The organism is Pseudomonas sp. 3-2 (genome assembly GCF_019710535.1).
GTDB lineage: Bacteria > Pseudomonadota > Gammaproteobacteria > Pseudomonadales > Pseudomonadaceae > Aquipseudomonas > Aquipseudomonas pharyngis.
In genome coordinates this window covers 3112180-3131560 of sequence record NZ_CP081200.1, presented here as the reverse complement: position 1 = coordinate 3131560, position 19381 = coordinate 3112180, and the positions used below count along the sequence as shown (strand labels likewise).

16 protein-coding genes are annotated in these 19381 nt (G+C 62.0%); 11 read left to right on the top strand and 5 right to left on the bottom strand.

Annotated elements, in window-relative coordinates; genetic code table 11:
* The first annotated feature begins 1 nt into the window (after position 1).
* The 7 genes from K3819_RS14115 (at position 2) to K3819_RS14085 (ending at position 6301) form a co-directional block, all read left to right on the top strand.
* Positions 2-1000: an acyl-CoA dehydrogenase family protein gene (locus tag K3819_RS14115; protein ID WP_221399605.1), complete on the top strand. Its 999-nt coding sequence runs from the start codon at positions 2-4 to the stop codon at positions 998-1000.
* The gene (locus K3819_RS14110; protein WP_039768129.1) at positions 997-1755 is read left to right on the top strand and encodes a PIG-L deacetylase family protein; all 759 of its coding nucleotides are present in this window, start codon (positions 997-999) and stop codon (positions 1753-1755) included. The genes K3819_RS14115 and K3819_RS14110 overlap by 4 nt, the downstream gene beginning before the upstream one ends.
* Positions 1752-2351, top strand: a complete 600-nt coding sequence (locus K3819_RS14105) for a class I SAM-dependent methyltransferase (protein ID WP_085611714.1) — start codon at positions 1752-1754, stop codon at positions 2349-2351. Before K3819_RS14110 ends, K3819_RS14105 begins: the two co-directional genes overlap by 4 nt.
* Positions 2348-3007 carry a glycosyltransferase family 2 protein gene (locus K3819_RS14100; protein WP_221399604.1) on the top strand — a complete coding sequence of 220 codons (660 nt, stop codon included), beginning with the start codon at positions 2348-2350 and terminating at the stop codon, positions 3005-3007. Before K3819_RS14105 ends, K3819_RS14100 begins: the two co-directional genes overlap by 4 nt.
* Before the next feature lie 181 nt (positions 3008-3188).
* Complete coding sequence (locus tag K3819_RS14095; RefSeq protein ID WP_221399603.1) at positions 3189-3950, top strand: PIG-L deacetylase family protein; 762 nt, start codon at positions 3189-3191, stop codon at positions 3948-3950.
* 91 nt (positions 3951-4041) lie between these two features.
* Positions 4042-4839, top strand: a complete 798-nt coding sequence (locus K3819_RS14090; RefSeq protein ID WP_085611931.1) for an endonuclease/exonuclease/phosphatase family protein — start codon at positions 4042-4044, stop codon at positions 4837-4839.
* Between the two features lie 391 nt (positions 4840-5230).
* Complete coding sequence (locus tag K3819_RS14085) at positions 5231-6301, top strand: autotransporter outer membrane beta-barrel domain-containing protein (protein ID WP_085611717.1); 1071 nt, start codon at positions 5231-5233, stop codon at positions 6299-6301.
* Positions 6302-6358: 57 nt separating this feature from the next.
* Here K3819_RS14085 and glgB read toward each other — a convergent pair whose 3' ends face one another.
* The 3 genes from glgB to K3819_RS14070 all read right to left on the bottom strand — a co-directional run bounded on the left by glgB (position 6359) and on the right by K3819_RS14070 (position 14099).
* Positions 6359-8590 carry a 1,4-alpha-glucan branching protein GlgB gene (gene glgB, locus K3819_RS14080; protein ID WP_085611718.1) on the bottom strand — a complete coding sequence of 744 codons (2232 nt, stop codon included), beginning with the start codon at positions 8588-8590 and terminating at the stop codon, positions 6359-6361.
* Between the two features lie 2 nt (positions 8591-8592).
* A complete protein-coding gene (gene treS / locus K3819_RS14075) occupies positions 8593-11934 on the bottom strand; it encodes a maltose alpha-D-glucosyltransferase (protein ID WP_221399602.1) in 3342 nt (1113 codons plus the stop codon).
* A 170-nt stretch (positions 11935-12104) separates the two neighbouring features.
* Positions 12105-14099: an alpha-1,4-glucan--maltose-1-phosphate maltosyltransferase gene (locus K3819_RS14070; protein ID WP_221399601.1), complete on the bottom strand. Its 1995-nt coding sequence runs from the start codon at positions 14097-14099 to the stop codon at positions 12105-12107.
* A 216-nt stretch (positions 14100-14315) separates the two neighbouring features.
* Between K3819_RS14070 and K3819_RS14065 the strand changes: the two genes are divergently transcribed.
* A complete protein-coding gene (locus tag K3819_RS14065) occupies positions 14316-14474 on the top strand; it encodes a hypothetical protein (RefSeq protein ID WP_165369575.1) in 159 nt (52 codons plus the stop codon).
* Here K3819_RS14065 and K3819_RS14060 read toward each other — a convergent pair whose 3' ends face one another.
* Positions 14475-15011 carry an MgtC/SapB family protein gene (locus tag K3819_RS14060; protein ID WP_074690911.1) on the bottom strand — a complete coding sequence of 179 codons (537 nt, stop codon included), beginning with the start codon at positions 15009-15011 and terminating at the stop codon, positions 14475-14477.
* Positions 15012-15134: 123 nt separating this feature from the next.
* Between K3819_RS14060 and K3819_RS14055 the strand changes: the two genes are divergently transcribed.
* From K3819_RS14055 to mapR, 3 genes are all read left to right on the top strand, one after another.
* Entirely contained in the window at positions 15135-15383 is a 249-nt protein-coding gene (locus K3819_RS14055) for a DUF3203 family protein (RefSeq protein ID WP_221399600.1), read from the top strand.
* 195 nt (positions 15384-15578) lie between these two features.
* Positions 15579-17009 (top strand): cytochrome c oxidase accessory protein CcoG, encoded by a 1431-nt coding sequence (ccoG, locus tag K3819_RS14050; protein ID WP_221399599.1) that lies wholly within the window; start codon positions 15579-15581, stop codon positions 17007-17009.
* Positions 17010-17140: 131 nt separating this feature from the next.
* Positions 17141-18550: a GntR family transcriptional regulator MpaR gene (mapR, locus tag K3819_RS14045; RefSeq protein ID WP_039772397.1), complete on the top strand. Its 1410-nt coding sequence runs from the start codon at positions 17141-17143 to the stop codon at positions 18548-18550.
* A gap of 60 nt (positions 18551-18610) precedes the next feature.
* On the opposite strand, the gene K3819_RS14040 is transcribed toward mapR, so the two are convergent.
* Positions 18611-19357 (bottom strand): SDR family oxidoreductase, encoded by a 747-nt coding sequence (locus tag K3819_RS14040; RefSeq protein WP_085611724.1) that lies wholly within the window; start codon positions 19355-19357, stop codon positions 18611-18613.
* Positions 19358-19381: the final 24 nt, after the last annotated feature.

Below are 19381 nucleotides of genomic sequence, written 5' to 3'. Positions count from 1 at the left end.
CATGGACTTGCCCGTCTATCTCTCACGGCACGCGCCGGACTACCGCGATACAGCCGCCCTCGGCCTGTGTCTGCGGCAACTGGTCGAGGCCGGCCTCGATCACCTGCCGTTACCCGGCAGCGGTCGTACGCTGGAGCGCTGGCAACGGCTGTCCGAGGTCGGTGGGCACGATCTGGGGCTGTGCAAACTCTACGAAGGCCATACCGATGCGTTGGCAATCATCGAACAACTCGGTGGCTCGCCGACGCCCGGCAGCACGTGGGGCATGTGGGCAGCCGAACCACCGCAGGCGCGGGTTCGGGTCAGCCGTTCGGGCCAAATGGTGCGGCTGAATGGACGCAAGGCCTGGTGCTCCGGAGCGGCAGTGCTCAGTCATGCCCTGCTGACGGCGTGGGATGAGGACGATCATCAGCAACTGGTGGCCGTGGCCCTCGACCAACCGGGGGTGACCGTCACCGATCAAGGCTGGCAAGCGGTCGGCATGGCCGCCACCGGCAGCGTCGAGGTGCTGTTCGATGAGGTCGAGGCCCAGGCGATCGGCGATCCTGGCGACTACCTGCAACGTCCGGGTTTCTGGCACGGCGGGATCGGGATCGCCGCGTGCTGGTACGGCGCCGCGAGGGCGATCGGCGAACGCTTGCGCCAGCACTGTGCGCGGCGTGAGGACCCGCACGCACTGGCCAGTCTCGGCGCCGTCGACAGCGCGCTGCACGGCGCCGCACAGGTGCTGCGTGTCAGTGCCCTGGACATCGACAGCAATCCCGGAGCCGACGCCGAGTTGTTGGCTCGGCGTGTGCGTGCCGTGGTCGAGGACGCCGCTGCACAGGTCATGCGCGAGACTGGCCGGGCACTTGGCGCCGGGCCGTTCTGCAAGGACCTGCACTTTGCCCGCCTGGCGGCCGACCTGCCGGTGTATCTGCGCCAGAGCCATGCCGAACGGGATCTGGCAGTACTGGGCCAACTGGCTGCGCAGCAACCGCGCGAGGGTTGGGCCCTATGAAGCGCAATCCGATCATCGGTGAAGGAACCTCCTTGCATGAGTGGCAGGGCTCGCGTCATCTGGCAGCGGTGGAGAGCATCGACATTCTCGACCTGGTTCCGCCGGGGTCGCGGGCCGTGGTGATCGCGCCGCACCCGGATGATGAAGTGCTCGGTTGCGGCGGGCTGTTGCAACAGCTCGCCGCGGCGGGCCGCACCCTGCAACTGATTTCGGTCACCGATGGCAGCGCCAGTCACCCTGGCTCGGAGCGCTGGCCGGTGGAGCGCCTGAGTGTGGTGCGCCCGCAGGAGTCCGCCGAGGCCCTGCGTCGCCTCGGCCTGCCCATGCATCAGGTGCAATGGCTGCGCGGCGGATTCCCCGACACTCAGGTCGCCGCGCGCGAGTCGATGCTGTGTGACTACTTGACCCGCTACCTGCAACCCGACGACGTGATCTTCACCACCTGGCGCGAAGACGGCCACAGCGACCATGAGGCTGTCGGCCGTGCCAGCGTCGAAGCGGCGTACCGCGTGGGTGCGATTTGCCACGAGCTGCCGGTCTGGACCTGGCACTGGGCGACGCCGGAAGACGCCATCGTGCCCTGGGAGCGGGCGCGCAAGATTCTGCTGAACCCGGCGCAGGTCGCGCGCAAGCGTCACGCAGTGCATGCCTTCGCCAGTCAGTTGGAGGGTGATCCCGACGCGGGACTGCCACCGGTGCTCGCGCCCTATGTCATCGACCGTTTGCTGCAACCGTTCGAGGTGGTCTTTCTATGAGCGTCGAGGATCGTTACTTCGAAGGCCTGTTCGCCGGCAATAACGACCCTTGGGGATTTCGCCAGCGCTGGTACGAGCAGCGTAAACGCCTGGTGACCCTGGCGGCACTGCCCCGCCCGCATTACCGCGCGATCTTCGAACCGGGTTGCGCCAACGGTGAACTGAGTGCCGCGCTGGCCGAACGCTGTGATCGACTGTTGTGCTGCGATACAAGCGCCGCCGCGGTGAATCTGGCGCGTACCCGGCTGAGCCTGTTCGACCACGCCGAGGTGCGGCAGGGTCGCCTTCCTGTTGACTGGCCTGAGGAAAAATTCGACCTGATCGTATTCAGCGAAATCGGCTACTACCTTGATCGACAGGATCTGACAGAGGTCATCCGTCGCATCAGCGATTCGTTGACGGCAGACGGTCAATTGCTGGCCTGTCACTGGCGCCCGCCCATCGATGGCTGCCCGCTCAATGCTCGCCAGGTCCATGACCTGATTCACGAACAGCTGCACATGCCACGACTGGTCCTGCATCAGGAAGCGGATTTCCTGCTGGAAGTCTGGAGCCGCGAACCGCGTTCGGTGGCCGCGCTAGAGGGTTTGCGATGATTGGCATCCTGATCCCGGCACACAACGAAGAAGAGTGGCTCGATGACTGCCTGCAGGCCGCCCTGCGCGCCGCCGGGCATCCGATGCTGGCAGGTGAACCGGTGGAGATCCTGGTGGTGCTCGACAGTTGCACCGACCGTTCGGCGCAGATCGTCAGCCAGTACCCTGTGCGGGCGCTGAGCATCGAGGCACGCAATGTAGGCCTGGCCCGGGCCATCGGTGCGCAACAGCTGCTTGATCGGGGTGCTCGCTGGATTTCCTGCACCGACGCCGACAGCCGCGTCGCTGAAGACTGGCTGGTGGAACAACTGGGATTAGGCACCGATGCCGTGTGCGGCACGGTGACGGTCGAGCGCTGGCATGACACCTTCGATGAAGCTGCGCAGATTCGCTATCACGGTCGTTACCAAGCCTGCGAAGGACACCGGCACATCCATGGCGCCAATCTGGGCGTCAGCGCACAAGCTTACGTGCGTGCCGGAGGCTTCGAACCATTGACCTGTGACGAAGATGTGCGGCTGGTGCGCCAACTGGAGCTTTGCGGGGCCAGCATCGCCTGGAGTCATCGGCCACAGGTCATTACCAGCGCCCGTCTGGACAGTCGTGCACGCGGCGGATTTGGCGACTTTCTGCGACAGTTGGCACAGACTGAATAAAAAAAAGCGGATCAGATTGATCTGTGACGCGACGAACCGCCCGTCTTGAGCAATACTCTGCTGCGCAGCAATCCAGGGTTCGGAGCGCTGCAGGGCTATCCACCAGCCTTCACGGGTCGAACACGCCTGGAGACCGGCGCTTGTGCGACTGAGGGCGAGACACAACAAGGACGTATCACTCATGAAACCGTTATCCCTCAGCGAGAGCGGTCTGCCGGCGCAGATCTGGAACAGCGCCCCGCAGCTCGACAACATTCCCGTCATCAATACCCACACTTTGGTGCCACCCGGCGCCCGCGCCGTGGTCATCGCCCCGCACCCCGGCGATGAAGTAGTGACCTGCGGCGGTTTGCTGCAACTGCTTTCCAGCCTCGGCCATCCCTTGCAATTACTGTCGATCACCGATGGCAGCGCCAGTCATCCGGGCTCGCGCCAGTGGTCGGAGAAACGCCTGAGCGTGTTCCGCCCGCAGGAAAGCGTCGAAGCCTTGCGCCGCCTCGGTTTGCCGATGCACAGCCTGAAATGGGTGCGCGGCGGTTTCACTGACAACGCCCTGCACGATCAGGAATCTCAATTGACCGATTTCATCGCCCGCTACCTGCGCCCCGGTGATGTGGTCTTCAGCACCTGGTGCGAAGATGGCACCGCCGATCATGAAGTGGTCGGTCGGGCCAGTGCGAAGGCTGCACAACTGGCCGGCGCAACCTACCATGATGTCCCGGTCTGGGCCTGGCACTGGCCGGAACGCGATCAGGGACAGATTCCGTGGCATCGCGCGCGCAAGCTGCGCCTCGACACCTGGACCGTCGCGCGCAAAAGCCACGCCACCCATGCCTACGCCAGCCAGCTCAATGGCGAACCGGCGATCGGAATCGCGCCACTGTTGCCCAAGTCGATACTGGAACGCATGCGCCTGCCCTACGAGATCGTCTTCGTCGATTGACCGTCAATCGGGCGCGGGCAGCCAGTCAAAGTGAACTGCCCGCGCCCGGATCAGTCGCATGAACAGGCAGTCATGATTCAGAGGAGTGAACGTGTCCAGCGATCCCAAGCGTCATGTCGTCGACGCGCAGACTTCCACCCCGTCCGCCATCCATCGCCTGCGGGTGCTGACGGTCAATACGCACAAGGGTTTCACCGCGCTCAACCGACGTTTCATCCTTCCGGAACTGCGTGAAGCGGTGCGCAGCACCTCGGCCGATCTGGTGTTTCTGCAGGAAGTGGTGGGCGAACACGAGCGGCATTCCAGCCGCTACCACGAATGGCCGCAAACCTCGCAGTACGAATTCCTTGCCGACAGCATGTGGAGTGACTTTGCCTACGGCCGCAATGCGGTCTATCCCGATGGCCATCACGGCAACGCCCTGTTGTCGAAATACCCGATCCGCGAATACCGCAATCTCGACGTCTCGATCACCGGCCCGGAACGGCGCGGGCTGTTGCACTGCGTACTGGATGTGCCGGGGCATGCCGAAGTGCATGCCATCTGCGTACACCTGAGCCTGCTCGAAAGCCATCGGCAATTGCAGTTGCAGCTGCTTTGTCAGTTGCTCGAATCGCTGCCCGACAATGCGCCAGTGATCATCGCCGGCGACTTCAATGACTGGCAGTTGCAGGGTAACGTCGCCCTCGCCCGCCGCGACTACCTGCACGAAGCCTTCGAACGCCATCACGGCCGCCCGGCCAAGACCTATCCCGCGCGCTTCCCGTTGCTGCGACTGGATCGGATCTACCTGCGCAATGCCAGCAGCCACGACCCGCAGATCCTCGGCAACAAACCGTGGACGCATCTTTCGGATCATTTGCCGCTGGCGGTTGAAGTGCATTTATAGCGCGATACTGACAGCTGTCCTTACATACGCAACGATGCGAAATTAGTCGCCAGGCCCGGTTTCGCAGACCGACTGTCGGTTGCAAAAAGTCTCTGCCTCGCGGCTTCCACAGCGATTAGCCCTACAAACAAGAACTTAGATAAATACGCAAAAACAAAAACTTGCATCACCTGTTTTGACTCGACCGCTCATCGTTCAATTTCTTGACGCAGCGGCTCGGGTCTTCTTAGCTCTACCTTACTACCCCCGGAAACACTACTCGGGGCGAACCCCAGGTCACTCGTCAAAAACGGGCGGCCACGGATTCGCCACGCTCCATTCGGTCGCCCCTCGTTCGGGGTAGGAGAGACGCCAAGGCGAGATACTGCATGCGCTAGCAAGGTAGACCTCCATGAAAACCTCACTCACCTCACAAGAGATCAAAGTTACCTTTTGCACCGTTTCAAGTTCTATCTTGCTGTGCTCGTCCATGGAGGCGCAGGCGGGTCCTGTGGCGGACGAAGCAACACCCTGGTATCGCCAGGACATTCCCGTCATGACCCTCCCCGCCACGGTCGTGACTCCGGGCCCGCAACGGCTCAGCCCACAGCCGGACCTGCGCGGTACAAACCTGATTACCGAAGACCTCGCCCCCTCGGCCTGGGAGCAGCTTTACGGTCCGACGTCCCGTCAGGCGCAAACCGACGTCCTCAGCCCGGGCTTCGCCACACCCGGCACCGGCGACTTCAAGGGGCCCGCCGTGCTGACCTTGAAAAGCAGCAGTGGGCACACCCAGCAAGTCGGCCTGATCGGCGGTGTGAATCAGATCAGGGGCAATGGCAACGGCCTGATCACCAGCCGCGCCCTCGCCGACCCGACCACCGACACCCTCAACCTGCAAGGCCAGAGCCTGGGCGCTTACTACAGCCTGATTGGCCCACAAGGCTGGCACGTCGATCTGTCGGCCAGTGGCGGCCGGGTCAGCGGTTTCAGCCGTAACGAGCAAGGCGCACGCCTGGCCACCGAAGGCAGCGCGATGACGCTGTCGGTGGAAGGCGGATTCCCGATCGGTCTGGGTGAAAACTGGGTGGTTGAACCGCAGGCGCAATTGATCAACCAGCGCATCACCCTGGACACACCCTATGCGGGCTCGGGCAATGCGTCTTCCAGCGACATTTCATCGTGGAGCGGCCGAGTCGGTGCGCGCTTGAAAGGTAGCTATGACCTGAACGGCTTGCCGGTCGAACCCTACGTGCGCACGAACCTGTGGCACACGGTGTATACCGGCAACACGGTGACGCTGGATCAGGTGGACAAGATCAGCAGCAGCCGCAAATCCTCGACCGTGGAAGTCGGACTGGGGCTGGTGGCGAGGATGACACCGACGGTGAGCCTGTACGTCAGCGCCGATTACAGTAGCGACGTGGACGACAACGACCTGAACGGGTTGATTGGCAGCCTGGGGATCCGGATGCGCTGGTGAGCACCCGTATGATCGTTCCCACGCGGAGCGTGGGAACGATCAGTACGGAGCGTGGGGTCAGGCCTCGGGTTTAAGGATCAACACCGCGAGCGGCGGCAGATTCAGCTCCAGCGACAACGCTTGCCCATGACTGGCGACCTCTTCGGTGAACGCCCCGCCACCATTGCCATAGTTGGAACCGGCGTAGGTGTCGGCATCACTGTTGAGCAATTCCTTCCAGCGCCCGGCAAACGGCACACCGACCCGGTACGACTGGCGCGGCACCGGGGTGAAGTTGGCCACCACCAGCACAGGCGTGCCGTCCTTGCTCCAGCGCAACCAGGCGTAAACGCTGTTGATCGCATCGTCGCCGATCAACCACTGAAAGCCTTGCGGCGCATCGTCCTGCTCGTGCAGCGCCGGCTCTTCGCGGTAGAGCCGGTTGAGGTCGCCGACCAGTTTCTGCACGCCTTGGTGTTCCGAATATTGCAGCAGATACCAGTCCAACTGCTGGTCGTGGTTCCATTCGCGCCACTGACCGAACTCGCAGCCCATGAACAGCAACTTCTTGCCCGGATGGGTCCACATGAAGCTCAGGTAGGCGCGCAGGTTGGCGAATTTCTGCCAGCGGTCGCCGGGCATCTTGTCGATCAGCGAATGCTTGCCGTGCACCACTTCATCGTGGGAAATCGGCAGGATGAAGCGCTCGGACCAAGCGTAGACCAGGCCGAAACTCAATTCGTTGTGATGATGGGCGCGGTAAACCGGATCCTGCTGAATGTAATGCAGCGAATCGTGCATCCAGCCCATGTTCCATTTGTAAGCGAAACCGAGCCCGCCCTGCTGGGTGCTCTGGCTGACGCCCGGCCACGCCGTGGACTCCTCGGCGATCACCAGCGCGCCCGGCGCTTCCAGTGCCACCACGTCGTTCAAGTGCCGCAGGAAATCGATGGCTTCCAGGTTCTCGCGACCGCCATGACGGTTCGGCACCCACTCGCCGGCCTTGCGCGAATAATCGCGATAGAGCATCGACGCCACCGCATCGACCCGCAGCCCGTCGATATGGAAATGCTTGAGCCAGTGCAACGCCGATGCCAGCATGTAGCCGTGCACTTCGGTGCGGCCCAGGTTGTAGATCAGCGTGTCCCAGTCCTGATGAAAACCTTCTTGCGGATTGCCGTACTCATACAACGCCGTGCCATCGAACTGCGCCAGACCGTGGGTATCGGTGGGGAAATGCGCCGGCACCCAGTCGAGAATCACACCGATGCCGGCCTGATGGCAGGCATTGACGAAATCGCCGAACTGCTCGGGCGTGCCGTATCGCGCACTGGGAGCGAACTGCGACAGCAACTGATAGCCCCACGAACCGCCGAACGGGTGCTCCATGATCGGCATCAATTCGATGTGGGTGAAACCCAGTTCCTTCACGTAAGGAATCAGTCGTTCGGCCAGTTCTGGCCAGGTGTATTGGCGCGCCACTTCGCCCAGATCATCGAGTTCGCACTGCCAGGATCCCGCGTGCAATTCATAGATCGACAGCGGCGCGCTGTGCTGCTGACGCTCGTGGCGGCCGTTCATCCAGTCCTGATCCTGCCAGTCGATCTGCAACGGTGCGGCGACTTTTGACGCAGTGTCCGGCGGCAGGCTGGTGGCCAGCGCCATCGGGTCGGCCTTGAGCGGCAGGATGCCGTGAGCACCGAGGATTTCGTATTTGTACAGCTCGCCCGCCTGCAGGCGCGGAATGAACAATTCCCACACGCCAGACGGATGTCGCAGGCGCATCGGATGTCGCCGGCCGTCCCAGACGTTGAAATCGCCGACCACCGACACCCGCCGGGCATTCGGTGCCCACACGGCAAAGCGCACACCGTCGACGCCATCGACGGTTTTCAGCTGCGCGCCGAGGCAGCTGCTGAGGTCGCGGTGATTGCCTTCGGCGAACAGATACAAGTCCATTTCACCGAGCAACTGACCAAAGCTGTAGGGATCTTCCGCGACCTGTTCACCACCGGCCCAGCGGGTGCGCAACAGGTACGGCCGTGCGCCCTCGAAATGGCCGACAAACAGCCCCGGCGTTTCGGTAGCCTCCAGCGGACCGAGTTCTTCGCCACTGTTTTTATCGACAACGGAAACACTCAACGCGCCGGGCAGATACGCCCGGATAAACTGCCCGCCGGCGCCATCGCCGTGGGGGCCAAGAATGGAAAACGGGTCGTGGTGTTCTGCGCGCACCAAGGCATCAATGTCTTTTGCAGTGGGCAGCAATCTTTCTTTAGCGTGACCCTGTTCCCTGTTCGAGAAACTCATGACTACTCTCCACCAAGATCGGAAAAGGGTTTGAGCCCCGTCAATAACCCATACAGACCGTGCAGCGGCACGGGCAGCCAGGTGGGGCGATTTTCGGCTTCATAGGCCACTTCGTAGGCCGCTTTCTCCAGACCGAACAACGCCAGTGCGGCGTCGGCACCTTCAGGATCTTGCCAGGCATGATCAAGACTAGCTGCCGCTTGGCGATATGCCTGGAGAAATGCTTCCCGGGCTTCGCGCAGGTAACGCTCCGTGACCCGCCGACGCGCGGCTTCGGCCTCGGGGCTGTTGTCGACGTTGTGCACATTCAGCGCCATGGCCGCGGCATAGTCGAAGGAGCGCAGCACCCCGCTGACGTCCTTGTACGGACTGTGCTTGCCTCGGCGTTCGGCCAGTGGCCGCGCCGGTTCACCTTCGAAGTCGATCAGGTAGGCATCGCCCTTGATTACCAGCACCTGCCCCAAATGCAGGTCGCCGTGGACACGGATCCGCAGACCGCCGGCGGATTGCTTGGCCAGTTCCTGCACGTGGGCAAGGATGGTTTTCTTGTTGTCGAGCAAACGAGCGACCAGCTTCTGATCCGCCGCATCGAGCTCGCCGTGATGCTGTTTGAGCAGCTTCAGCGCATGCTCGACCTGCGCCGCCACATCCTTGCCGGTCGCCTGGGCATCCTTGGCCGAACTGACTTGCGGCGCGAAGTCCTTGTTGTCGCTCGGCGCTGCCAATACCTGATGCATTTCCCCCAGACGCTGGCCGAGCATCCCTGCGAAATCCTTCAGTTCGCCCAAGGCGTTGTAGTGCTGCGCCTGCTCGGACACGGCGTCGGCCAGTTCGTCGCGCAGTGCACGTTCGAGGTTGTTCTGCGTCCATTCCCAGGCGTCGCCCTGATTGCTCAGGTAGCCCTGTGCAATCATCAACAGATTGTCTTCGCCCTTCCCGTCCCGACGAATCACCGAGCCGAGCAGCGGTGAGATATTGGCAAATCCGGCCGCGGTCAGGTAAGCGCTCATCTCCAGTTCCGGGTGTACGCCGGAAGCGACTTTGCGGATCAGCTTGAGCACCAGACTGTTGCCGATCACCACCGAGCTGTTGGATTGCTCGGCGGACAGATAGCGCACTTCGGATTCCGCGCCGAGGCCGAGTTTTTCCAGTTGCGGCGTCGCCTCGAAACGGATCTCGCCATCACTGGACTCCAGCACCGTACCGCCCTGCATACCTTGCAGCACCGCGCGAACAAATGCTTCAAGGCTGAAGGCATCAGTAATCAAGCCGACCTGGCGAACCCGGCGCACTCGGGCCAGGGCCAGTTGTTGCGGCAATGCCGGCCCGACCTGATCTTCCGCAATGAACCCGAACGGCAGTTGATACCGGCTGGTCTGCCCGCCGCTCTGCACTTCGATTTCGCTGAACAACACCGGATGCTGCGCATCGCCGAAGCGCACGCCGTAGGCCAGTTTCACCTGTTCGATGGCAGCGTCCTTGCCGGCGAACCAGCGACGGTTCTGCAGCCAGTTCGGCAGGATCGCCTGTTCGAGGGTGGCCCGGGACGGTGCTTCGAGCAGTTCCTCCATGCGCTTTTTCAGCACCAGCGTGGTGAAGTCCGGCAGGCTCTGCGCAGGTTCCACGTGCCAGCTCGGCATCTGGTTTTCCGCCGCCAGGCCGAACCAGTAGAACCCGTAAGGCGGCAGGGTCAGCAGGAAACTCAACTGGCCGATGGGCGGGAACGCGTTACCACCGAGCATTTCCACCGGCACCATGCCGACGTAAGCCGACAGGTCGAGTTCCACCGCTTGTGCACTGCGTGACACGTTGGCTACGCACAGAATGATTTCGTGCTTGCCGTCCGGCCCGGTGTATTCGCGGGTGTAGGCCAGAACGCGACGGTTGGCCGGCGACAACATCTTCAAGGTGCCACGACCGAACGCCTTGGATTGCTTGCGCACGGTCAGCAGGCGTCGGGTCCAGTTCAGCAGCGAATGCGGATCGCCGGCCTGGGTTTCGACGTTGACCGACTGATAGCCGTATTGCGGGTCCATGATCGGCGGCAACACCAGACTGGCCGGATCGGCGCGAGAGAAGCCGCCGTTGCGGTCGATCGACCATTGCATCGGCGTACGCACACCGTCGCGGTCGCCGAGGTAGATGTTGTCGCCCATGCCGATCTCATCGCCGTAATACAGGGTCGGCGTGCCGGGCATCGACAGCAGCAGGCTGTTGAGCAGTTCGATGCGGCGGCGGTCACGTTCCATCAACGGCGCCAGACGCCGGCGGATGCCGAGGTTGATCCGTGCGCGACGGTCGGCCGCGTAGTAATTCCACAGGTAGTCGCGTTCCTTGTCGGTGACCATTTCCAGCGTCAGCTCATCGTGGTTGCGCAGGAAGATCGCCCATTGGCAATTGGCGGGGATCTCCGGGGTCTGGCGCAGGATGTCGGTGATCGGGAAGCGATCCTCCTGGGCCAGCGCCATGTACATGCGCGGCATCAGCGGGAAGTGGAACGCCATGTGGCATTCATCGCCATTCACGCCCTCGGCGTCGGTGTCACCGAAGTACAGCTGGGTGTCCTCCGGCCATTGGTTGGCCTCGGCCAGCAGCATGCGATCCGGGTAGTTGGCGTCGATCTCGGCGCGGATCTGCTTGAGGACGTCGTGGGTTTCCGGGAGGTTTTCGTTGTTGGTGCCATCGCGCTCGATCAGGTACGGAATCGCATCCAGGCGCAGGCCGTCGATGCCCATGTCCAGCCAGTAGCGCATGACCGACAGCACGGCTTTCATGACTTGCGGGTTATCGAAATTAAGGTCCGGCTGGTGTGAATAGAAGCGGTGCCAGAAGTATTGGCCCGCCACCGGGTCCCAGGTCCAGTTGGACTTTTCGGTGTCGAGAAAAATGATCCGGGTGCCGTCGTATTTCTGGTCGTCATCCGACCACACGTAGAAGTCCCGCGCCGCCGAGCCTGGCTTGGCCTTGCGCGCTCGCTGGAACCACGGGTGCTGATCGGAGGTGTGGTTGATAACCAGCTCGGTGATCACCCGCAGGCCACGCTTGTGTGCTTCGGCAATAAACCGTTTGGCGTCGGCCATCGTCCCGTAATCGCTGTGGACGCCCCGGTATTCGGCGATGTCGTAACCGTCGTCGCGGCGTGGCGAAGGGTAGAACGGCAACAGCCAGATGGTGTTGACGCCAAGATCCGCGATGTAATCGAGTTTGGCGATCAGGCCGGGAAAGTCGCCGATCCCGTCGTTATTCGAGTCGAAAAAGGATTTGACGTGAACCTGATAGATGACCGCGTCCTTGTACCAGAGCGGGTCTTTGATGAAGGTGGCAGCCTTGGGTTTCTTCGCCATGTGAAACTCCTGTTCAATTCTATAAACACGGTGAGCCGATCACTTGGCTCGCAAAACGATGAGCACCCTGTGGGAGCGAGCCTGCTCGCCAATTCGAGTTGGCAGGCAACCTATGTATTGAATGTTGGCCCGCATTCGCGAGCAGGCTCGCTCCCACAGGGGATCTGTGTTCAGACAGTGATCCGCCAGATTCCGAACGGCTGATACGCCGGGTCGATCCGCATGAATTGGTACTTGCCGTGCCAGTCCCAGCGATGGCCGTTCATCAGGTCTTCGCCGTGGGTGGTGGCATCGTCCGGCAGGCCCATTTCCCACAGCGGCAGCTCGAAATTCGCCTCCTGCACGTTATGTGGATCGAGGCTGACGGCCACCAGAATGAAGTTGCTGCCGTCCGCACTGCGTTTGCCGAAATACAGAATGTTGTCGTTCCAGGCGTTGTAGATCTTCAGGCCCAGATGGCTGTGCAGCGCCGGGTTCTGGCGGCGGATGCGGTTGAGCTGGGCGATCTCGGCAATGATGTTGCCAGGCTGGTTGAAGTCGCGGATGCGGATCTCGTACTTCTCGGAATCGAGGTATTCCTCCTTGCCCGGCACCGGCGCCGATTCGCACAGTTCAAACCCCGAGTACATGCCCCACAGGCCCGAGCCCATGGTCGCCAGCGCCGCGCGGATGAGAAATCCGGGACGTCCCGACTCATGCAGGAACGCCGGATTGATGTCCGGGGTGTTGACGAAGAAGTTGGGCCGGTAGCACTCGCGCCACGGCGACTCATTCAGCTCGCTGAAATAGGTCGCCAGTTCGGTCTTGGTGTTGCGCCAGGTGAAATAGGTGTAGCTCTGGGTGTAACCGACCTTGCCCAGCCGCGCCATCATCGCCGGGGTGGTGAAAGCCTCGGCGAGGAAGATCACTTCCGGGTACAGCGTGCGGACATCGGCGATCAGCCATTGCCAGAACGGCAACGGCTTGGTGTGCGGGTTGTCGACGCGAAAGATCTTCACGCCCTCCTGCACCCAACCGACGACGATGTCGCGCAGCTCGACCCACAGACTCGGAATCGCTTCCGGTGCATAGAAGTCGACGTTGACGATGTCCTGGTATTTCTTCGGCGGGTTCTCCGCGTATTTGATCGTGCCGTCCGGCCGCCAGTTGAACCAGCCCGGATGCTGCTTGAGCCACGGGTGATCCTGGGAACACTGAATGGCGAAATCGAGGGCGATTTCCAGACCATGGTCAGCGGCAGCGGCCACCAGCCGACGGAAGTCCTCACGGGTGCCGAGTTGCGAGTGAATCGCTTCGTGGCCGCCCTCCTCGCTGCCGATCGCATACGGACTGCCGGGATCGTCCGGGCCGGCGGTCAGGGAATTGTTGCGACCCTTGCGATGGCTGCGACCAATCGGGTGGATCGGCGTGAAATACAACACGTCGAAGCCCATGTCCTGAATCATCGGCAGGCGCGAGTGCACGTCATTGAAGGTGCCGTGGCGGGTGGGATCGTCGGTGATCGAGCGGGGAAACAGTTCGTACCAACTGGCAAATTCCGCCAATTCGCGCTCGACGTCCACCGGGAATTCCGCACTGATGCTCAGGTAGGCGCGGTGATCGGCCTCGGCCATCAGGTGCGCACTGCGCGAGTGCAGAAACAACGCGACCTGCTCGGTTTCGAGCAGGCCGGACAATTCGTGGTGCAAGCCGGCCAGTTGTTCGCTGAGCTGACCTTCGCTGCGCTCGGCGGCCTGCTGCACCATGGTGCGTCCCTCTTGCAGCTCGAGGCTGACCGGGACGGCGGCGGTGTGTTTTTTCTCCAGTTCGTACTGAAAACTGGCGAACTGGTCGATCCACGCCTCGATCAGGAACAGATAACGGCCCATGCGCTGCGGCTGAAACACACCGCGCCAGCCATTGTTGCCCTGATCGCTCATGACTTCGGTCTGCCAGGTCTCGTCACCCTCTTCGCGCCAGCGGATGCGCACTGCCAGTTTGTCGTGACCGTCAGCGAACACCTTGCTGGTGACCACGATCTCCCGACCTGCGATCGCCTTGACGGCAAACTGCCCGCCGTCGAGGGTCGGCATGGTGTTTTCAATGACGATGCGCGGCAACAGCAAGGCCTGCGACAGCGGCATGTGCGGGTTGTAGCTCTGTTCGGAAGGTTTTTCAGCAGTCATTGAGCATCTCTCCTTAACGCCCCAAGGACGCTCGTTTGCCTGTTTGGCGGTCACGGTCGGGCCTGGGCCCGGATGAACTCTCTCAGGTTCCGAGCGGCCGTCGCCGGGAAAAGTTCACAGGGATTTGCCGCGCTACAAAATCGGATCGATTTCGCAGTGAAGTGGTCAATCCACTTAAGCACGTCCCACGCCAAGTGCCACACGGAGGTTCACCCGATGACTATTCCGATTCCCGCTGAAACACCCGATCCGAACATCGACAAACCGACCCTGCCCGAAACCGAACCGCAACCGATCCCTGAACAGGAGCCGCCTGGCACCACGCCACCGCCCAAGGAAGAACCGCCGACGACCATGCCACCGGTAATCGTCTGATCAGCGTAGGTCGTTGTGGTCTTTCTCGATGCGGTCCTTTTCGATGTGATCCTTTTCGAAGACCCTGACGATCCGCGGCATGACACTGAATATTCCCAACGCGAGCAACGTACTGAGCACCGCCGTCGCCTCGCGGCCCAGACCGGCCGCGACGCCGATGGCGGCGGTCATCCACAAACCGGCGGCGGTGGTCAGGCCCTTGACGTGGCCTTCGTCGCCTTCATGGTTCTTGAGGATGGTGCCGGCGCCGAGAAAGCCGATCCCGGCAATCACGCCCTGCACCACCCGGCTCATCGCGTCGGCCTGGGATCCGGACAATTGCGGTACCAGCACGAACAACGCCGCACCAAGGGCTACCAGCATGTGCGTTCGCACCCCGGCAGCCTTGCCCTTGTGCTCGCGCTCAAACCCCAGAATCCCGCCCAATATGGCCGCCATCAACAGGCGCACGGTGATCCGGGTCAGCTGCGACGCATCGCCGATGTCGGCGAATTCCGCTTGCATGGTTTCCCACACTTCATGCCACCAGGCGTTCATCGTCCAGTCCTTGTAATGAGTTGATAAAGGATGGACAGCGCCGACCATTAATCGGTTGCGTAGAACGATCTGCAGAACCGCGCACCCTAACGTCTCAGACTCCCGTGAAAAAAGGACAACCCCATGCCCCTTCGTATCGATGAAAGCAATCCGGAATCGAAAGTCTGTTTTTTCACCGTTGAAAATGGTGAGGAAATTCGTATCTGCGACACGCTGGAAGTCAGGACAGATAGCGAAAAATCCATGTCGTTCGTCGAGCTGGATGGACGGCGCATCTACGTCACCGAAGCCGAAGCGGACGCATTGACCGTCGCAGGCGCCCGGGATGGGCGCAAACACCTGAAGGCCGACGACAGTGATTCGGTGATTTGACTGACCTCGATCAACAACCGGCGCAGAGCTCTGGGATAGGCCTCTGCGCTTTGGCCTGCGGGCTGCTTCAAGTTGTCGCAGGCGTGGCAGAACAGCCCATCTGATATGCTTTTTATTGAAATACCTGAGTCTGTTATGCAAACAGATCGGCGCTCATAGTTCCCTGGCCTGATGGAGGCTGATGAGCGAACGACCATGAGCGAACGAATCCCTGTCCGAACCGTAGAAGCATCTCCCCGGATCAAAAAAGTACCGGCGCGCCCAATGAAGGCGAAACACGCCACCAGCGACAACCAGATCTTCACCCGCAGCTTCACCGGCCTGTTCCGCACCTTGCGCATGAGCGGCGCGGGGTTTCTGTTTCTGCTGTTCTTCGGCACGGTATGGCTGAACTGGGGCGGACGTCAGGCGGTGCTCTGGGACCTTTCCGAAAGCAAATTCCACATCTTTGGCGCGACCTTCTGGCCGCAGGATTTCATTCTGCTCTCGGCGCTGCTGATCATCGCCGCGTTCGGCCTGTTCGCGATTACCGTGTTCGCCGGCCGGGTCTGGTGTGGCTACACCTGCCCGCAGAGTTCGTGGACGTGGATCTTCATGTGGTGCGAGAAGATCACCGAAGGCGAGCGCAACCAGCGGATCAAATTGCAGGCGGCGCCGTGGAGCCTGAACAAACTGGCGCGGCGTGCGGCCAAGCACACGCTGTGGCTGGCGATCAGCGTGCTGACCGGCCTGACCTTCGTCGGCTACTTCACCCCGATCCGGCCGCTGGCCGAAGAACTGCTGACCCTGCAGATCGGCGGCGTCAGTCTGTTCTGGGTGCTGTTCTTTACCGCCGCCACCTACATCAATGCCGGCTGGCTGCGTGAAGCGGTGTGCATGCACATGTGCCCGTATGCGCGATTCCAGAGCGTGATGTTCGACAAGGACACCCTGGCAATATCCTACGACGCCGCCCGTGGCGAAAACCGGGGCCCGCGCAAACGCGAGATCAAACCGGCCGAGGCCGGCCTCGGTGATTGCATCGACTGCCAGTTGTGCGTGCAGGTCTGCCCGACCGGCATCGACATCCGCGACGGTCTGCAAATGGAATGCATCGGCTGCGCGGCGTGCATCGACGCCTGCGATTCGATCATGGACAAGATGAATTACGCCCGTGGCCTGATTCGCTACACCTCCGAGCGTGAATTGCAGGGTGGCAAGACCCATCTGCTGCGTCCAAGGCTGATCGGCTACGTCGCGGTGCTGGTGGTGATGATCGGCGCCCTCGCCCTGGCGTTGGTCGAACGGCCGATGGTGTCGCTGGACGTGACCAAGGATCGCGGCCTGTTCCGTGAAAACGGCCAGGGCCAGATCGAAAACATCTACACCCTCAAGGTCATCAACAAGACCCAGCAGCGCCAGGATTACAACCTGACGCTGGTGGACGGTGAAGGCTTCCAGCTGCAAGGCAAGACCGAACTGAGCCTGGCGCCGGGCGAGATCGTCGATGTGCCGGTGTCGGTGGCGATGACCTCCGAGCGCCCGGCCAGCAGCTCACAGACCTTGAGCTTCAAGATTGCCGACAGTGATGAGCCGGGGATTTATAGCGTGGCGAAGAGCCGGTTTGTTGCGCCGATGAATCGCTGATCCCTTAGACTGCGGCGCAGCCATTCGCGAGCAGGCTCGCTCCCACAATGATCATGTGTACCTGTGGGAGCCAGCCTGCTGGCGAAAAAACCAGCGCCGATTTTCCAGAACGCCCCTAACGCAGGATCTAGATGAAACGCTACGAAAAATTCGCCGACGACATCGCTGAACTGATCCGCTCCGGCGTCCTCGGCCCCGGTCAGCGGGTGCCGTCGGTGCGCTACGCGAGCCAGACCTACGGGGTCAGCCCGTCCACGGTGTTCCAGGCCTATTACCTGCTGGAACGTCGCGGCCTGATCCGCGCCCGCCCGCGCTCCGGCTACTTCGTCAATACCCACGCCCCGAGCCCGTTCTCGGAGCCGGTGATCAGCAGTCAGGTCAACGAGTCCACCAAGGTCGACGTCAGCGAACTGGTGTTCTCGGTACTGGAATCGATCAAAGACCCGAGCACCGTGCCGTTCGGCTCGGCGTTCCCCAGCCCGACCCTGTTCCCGCTGCAACGCCTGTCCCGCTCACTGGCCAGCGCCGCCCGGGAGATGGACCCGCGCATGGTGGTCACCGACATGTCGCCGGGCAACCCGCAACTGCGGCGGCAGATCGCCCTGCGCTACATGGTCGGCGGCCTGATGCTGCCGATGGAAGAACTGCTGATCACCAACGGCGCACTCGAAGCGCTGAACCTGTGCCTGCAAGCCGTGACCGAGCCTGGTGATCTGGTGGCCATCGAAGCCCCGGCGTTTTACGCCAGCCTGCAAGTGCTGGAACGGCTGAAGCTCAAAGCCGTGGAAATCCCCGTGCACCCGCGCGACGGCATCGACCTCGGCGTGCTCGCCCAGACACTGGAACGACACCCGATCAAGGCCTGCTGGTGCATGACCAGTTTCCAGAACCCGATGGGCGCGACCATGCCCGAGGCCAAGAAACAGGAACTGGTGGAACTGCTGAAACAGCATCAAGTGCCATTGATCGAAGACGACGTCTACGCCGAACTCTATTACGGCCAGCAGGCGCCGAAACCGGCCAAGGCCTTCGACACCGAAGGGCTGGTGATGCACTGCGGCTCCTTCGCCAAGAGCCTGGCTCCCGGCTACCGCATCGGCTGGGTCGCCGCCGGCCGCTACGCGCAAAAGATCGAACGACTGAAACTGATGACCTCGCTGTGCGCCTCGATGCCCGCGCAAGCCGCCATCGCCGACTACCTGCAACACGGCGGCTACGACCGTCACCTGCGCAAACTGCGCTACGCCCTGGAAGAACAGCAAAGCGCCATGCTCGCGGCTATCGCCCGCTACTTCCCGGCACAGACACGCGTGAGCCAACCCGCCGGCGGTTATTTTCTGTGGCTGGAACTGCCACCGCAGATGGATTCGTTGAAGTTGTTTCAGATGGCGTTGGCGCAGGGGATCAGCATCGCGCCGGGGCCGATCTTTTCGCCGACCCAGCGCTTCAGGAATTGCATTCGATTGAACTACGGCAGCCCGTGGACCGAGGATGCGGAGAAGGCGATGGAGACGCTGGGGCGGATTGTGCGGTCGTTCTGACGTTCCCATGCAACCACGATGATCGTTCCCACGCTCTGCGTGGGAACGATCATTGGAGGCTTAGCGCCCGCCGCCGAGATCGACAAAAGTCCCGGTGGCATACGAAGCCTTGTCCGACAGCAACCAGACAATCGCCTCCGCCACTTCATCCGGCCGCCCGCCCCGGGCCATCGGAATGGCCGACTCCAGCTTGCTGACCCGATCCGGGTCGCCGCTCAAGGCGTGGAAGTCGGTATAGATGTAACCCGGACGCACCGCGTTGACCCGAATCCCCTCGCCTGCCACTTCCTTGGACAGCCCGATGGTGAACGTGTCGAGCGCGCCTTTGGACGCCGCGTAATCGACATACTCATTCGGCGAGCCCAGCCGCGCGGCGACCGAGGAGACGTTGACGATGCTGCCACCCTGCCCGCCGTGTTTGGGCGACATGCGCAGGATCGCGTGCTTGGCGCAGAGGATCGGCGCCAGCACATTGGTTTTCATGATTTTGAGAATACGGAATTCGGACATCTCGTCGACTCGCGACTTGTGCCCGACGGTGCCGGCGTTGTTCACCAGGGCGGTGACGCGGCCCAGTTCGCTGTCCACCCGGTTGAACAGCGCGATCACTTCGTCTTCGATACTGACGTCGGCGCGCACGGCGATGGCCGTGGCGCCGCGTTCGCGGACCTGTTCGAGCACGTGGTGAGCGGCCTGTTCGTCGGTCTGGTAATTGATGCAGATCCGATAGCCTTGCTCGGCAGCCAACAGCGCGGTGGCGGCGCCGATTCCACGACCACCGCCGGTGATCACAATGACTTTATCCATGCTGGCCTTTCCCCCGATGCACAC

Bases quoted from the DNA above. Each gene is read 5' to 3' on its own strand.
- K3819_RS14065 (WP_165369575.1), top strand. From the start codon at position 14,316: ATGACTATTCCGATTCCCGCTGAAACACCCGATCCGAACATCGACAAA.
- K3819_RS14040 (WP_085611724.1), bottom strand. From the start codon at position 19,357: ATGGATAAAGTCATTGTGATCACCGGCGGTGGTCGTGGAATCGGCGCC.
- K3819_RS14110 (WP_039768129.1), top strand. From the start codon at position 997: ATGAAGCGCAATCCGATCATCGGTGAAGGAACCTCCTTGCATGAGTGG.
- K3819_RS14105 (WP_085611714.1), top strand. From the start codon at position 1,752: ATGAGCGTCGAGGATCGTTACTTCGAAGGCCTGTTCGCCGGCAATAAC.
- K3819_RS14115 (WP_221399605.1), top strand. From the start codon at position 2: ATGGACTTGCCCGTCTATCTCTCACGGCACGCGCCGGACTACCGCGAT.
- K3819_RS14055 (WP_221399600.1), top strand. From the start codon at position 15,135: ATGCCCCTTCGTATCGATGAAAGCAATCCGGAATCGAAAGTCTGTTTT.
- treS (WP_221399602.1), bottom strand. From the start codon at position 11,934: ATGGCGAAGAAACCCAAGGCTGCCACCTTCATCAAAGACCCGCTCTGG.
- mapR (WP_039772397.1), top strand. From the start codon at position 17,141: ATGAAACGCTACGAAAAATTCGCCGACGACATCGCTGAACTGATCCGC.
- K3819_RS14085 (WP_085611717.1), top strand. From the start codon at position 5,231: ATGAAAACCTCACTCACCTCACAAGAGATCAAAGTTACCTTTTGCACC.
- K3819_RS14060 (WP_074690911.1), bottom strand. From the start codon at position 15,011: ATGAACGCCTGGTGGCATGAAGTGTGGGAAACCATGCAAGCGGAATTC.
- ccoG (WP_221399599.1), top strand. From the start codon at position 15,579: ATGAGCGAACGAATCCCTGTCCGAACCGTAGAAGCATCTCCCCGGATC.
- K3819_RS14095 (WP_221399603.1), top strand. From the start codon at position 3,189: ATGAAACCGTTATCCCTCAGCGAGAGCGGTCTGCCGGCGCAGATCTGG.
- K3819_RS14070 (WP_221399601.1), bottom strand. From the start codon at position 14,099: ATGACTGCTGAAAAACCTTCCGAACAGAGCTACAACCCGCACATGCCG.
- K3819_RS14100 (WP_221399604.1), top strand. From the start codon at position 2,348: ATGATTGGCATCCTGATCCCGGCACACAACGAAGAAGAGTGGCTCGAT.
- glgB (WP_085611718.1), bottom strand. From the start codon at position 8,590: ATGAGTTTCTCGAACAGGGAACAGGGTCACGCTAAAGAAAGATTGCTG.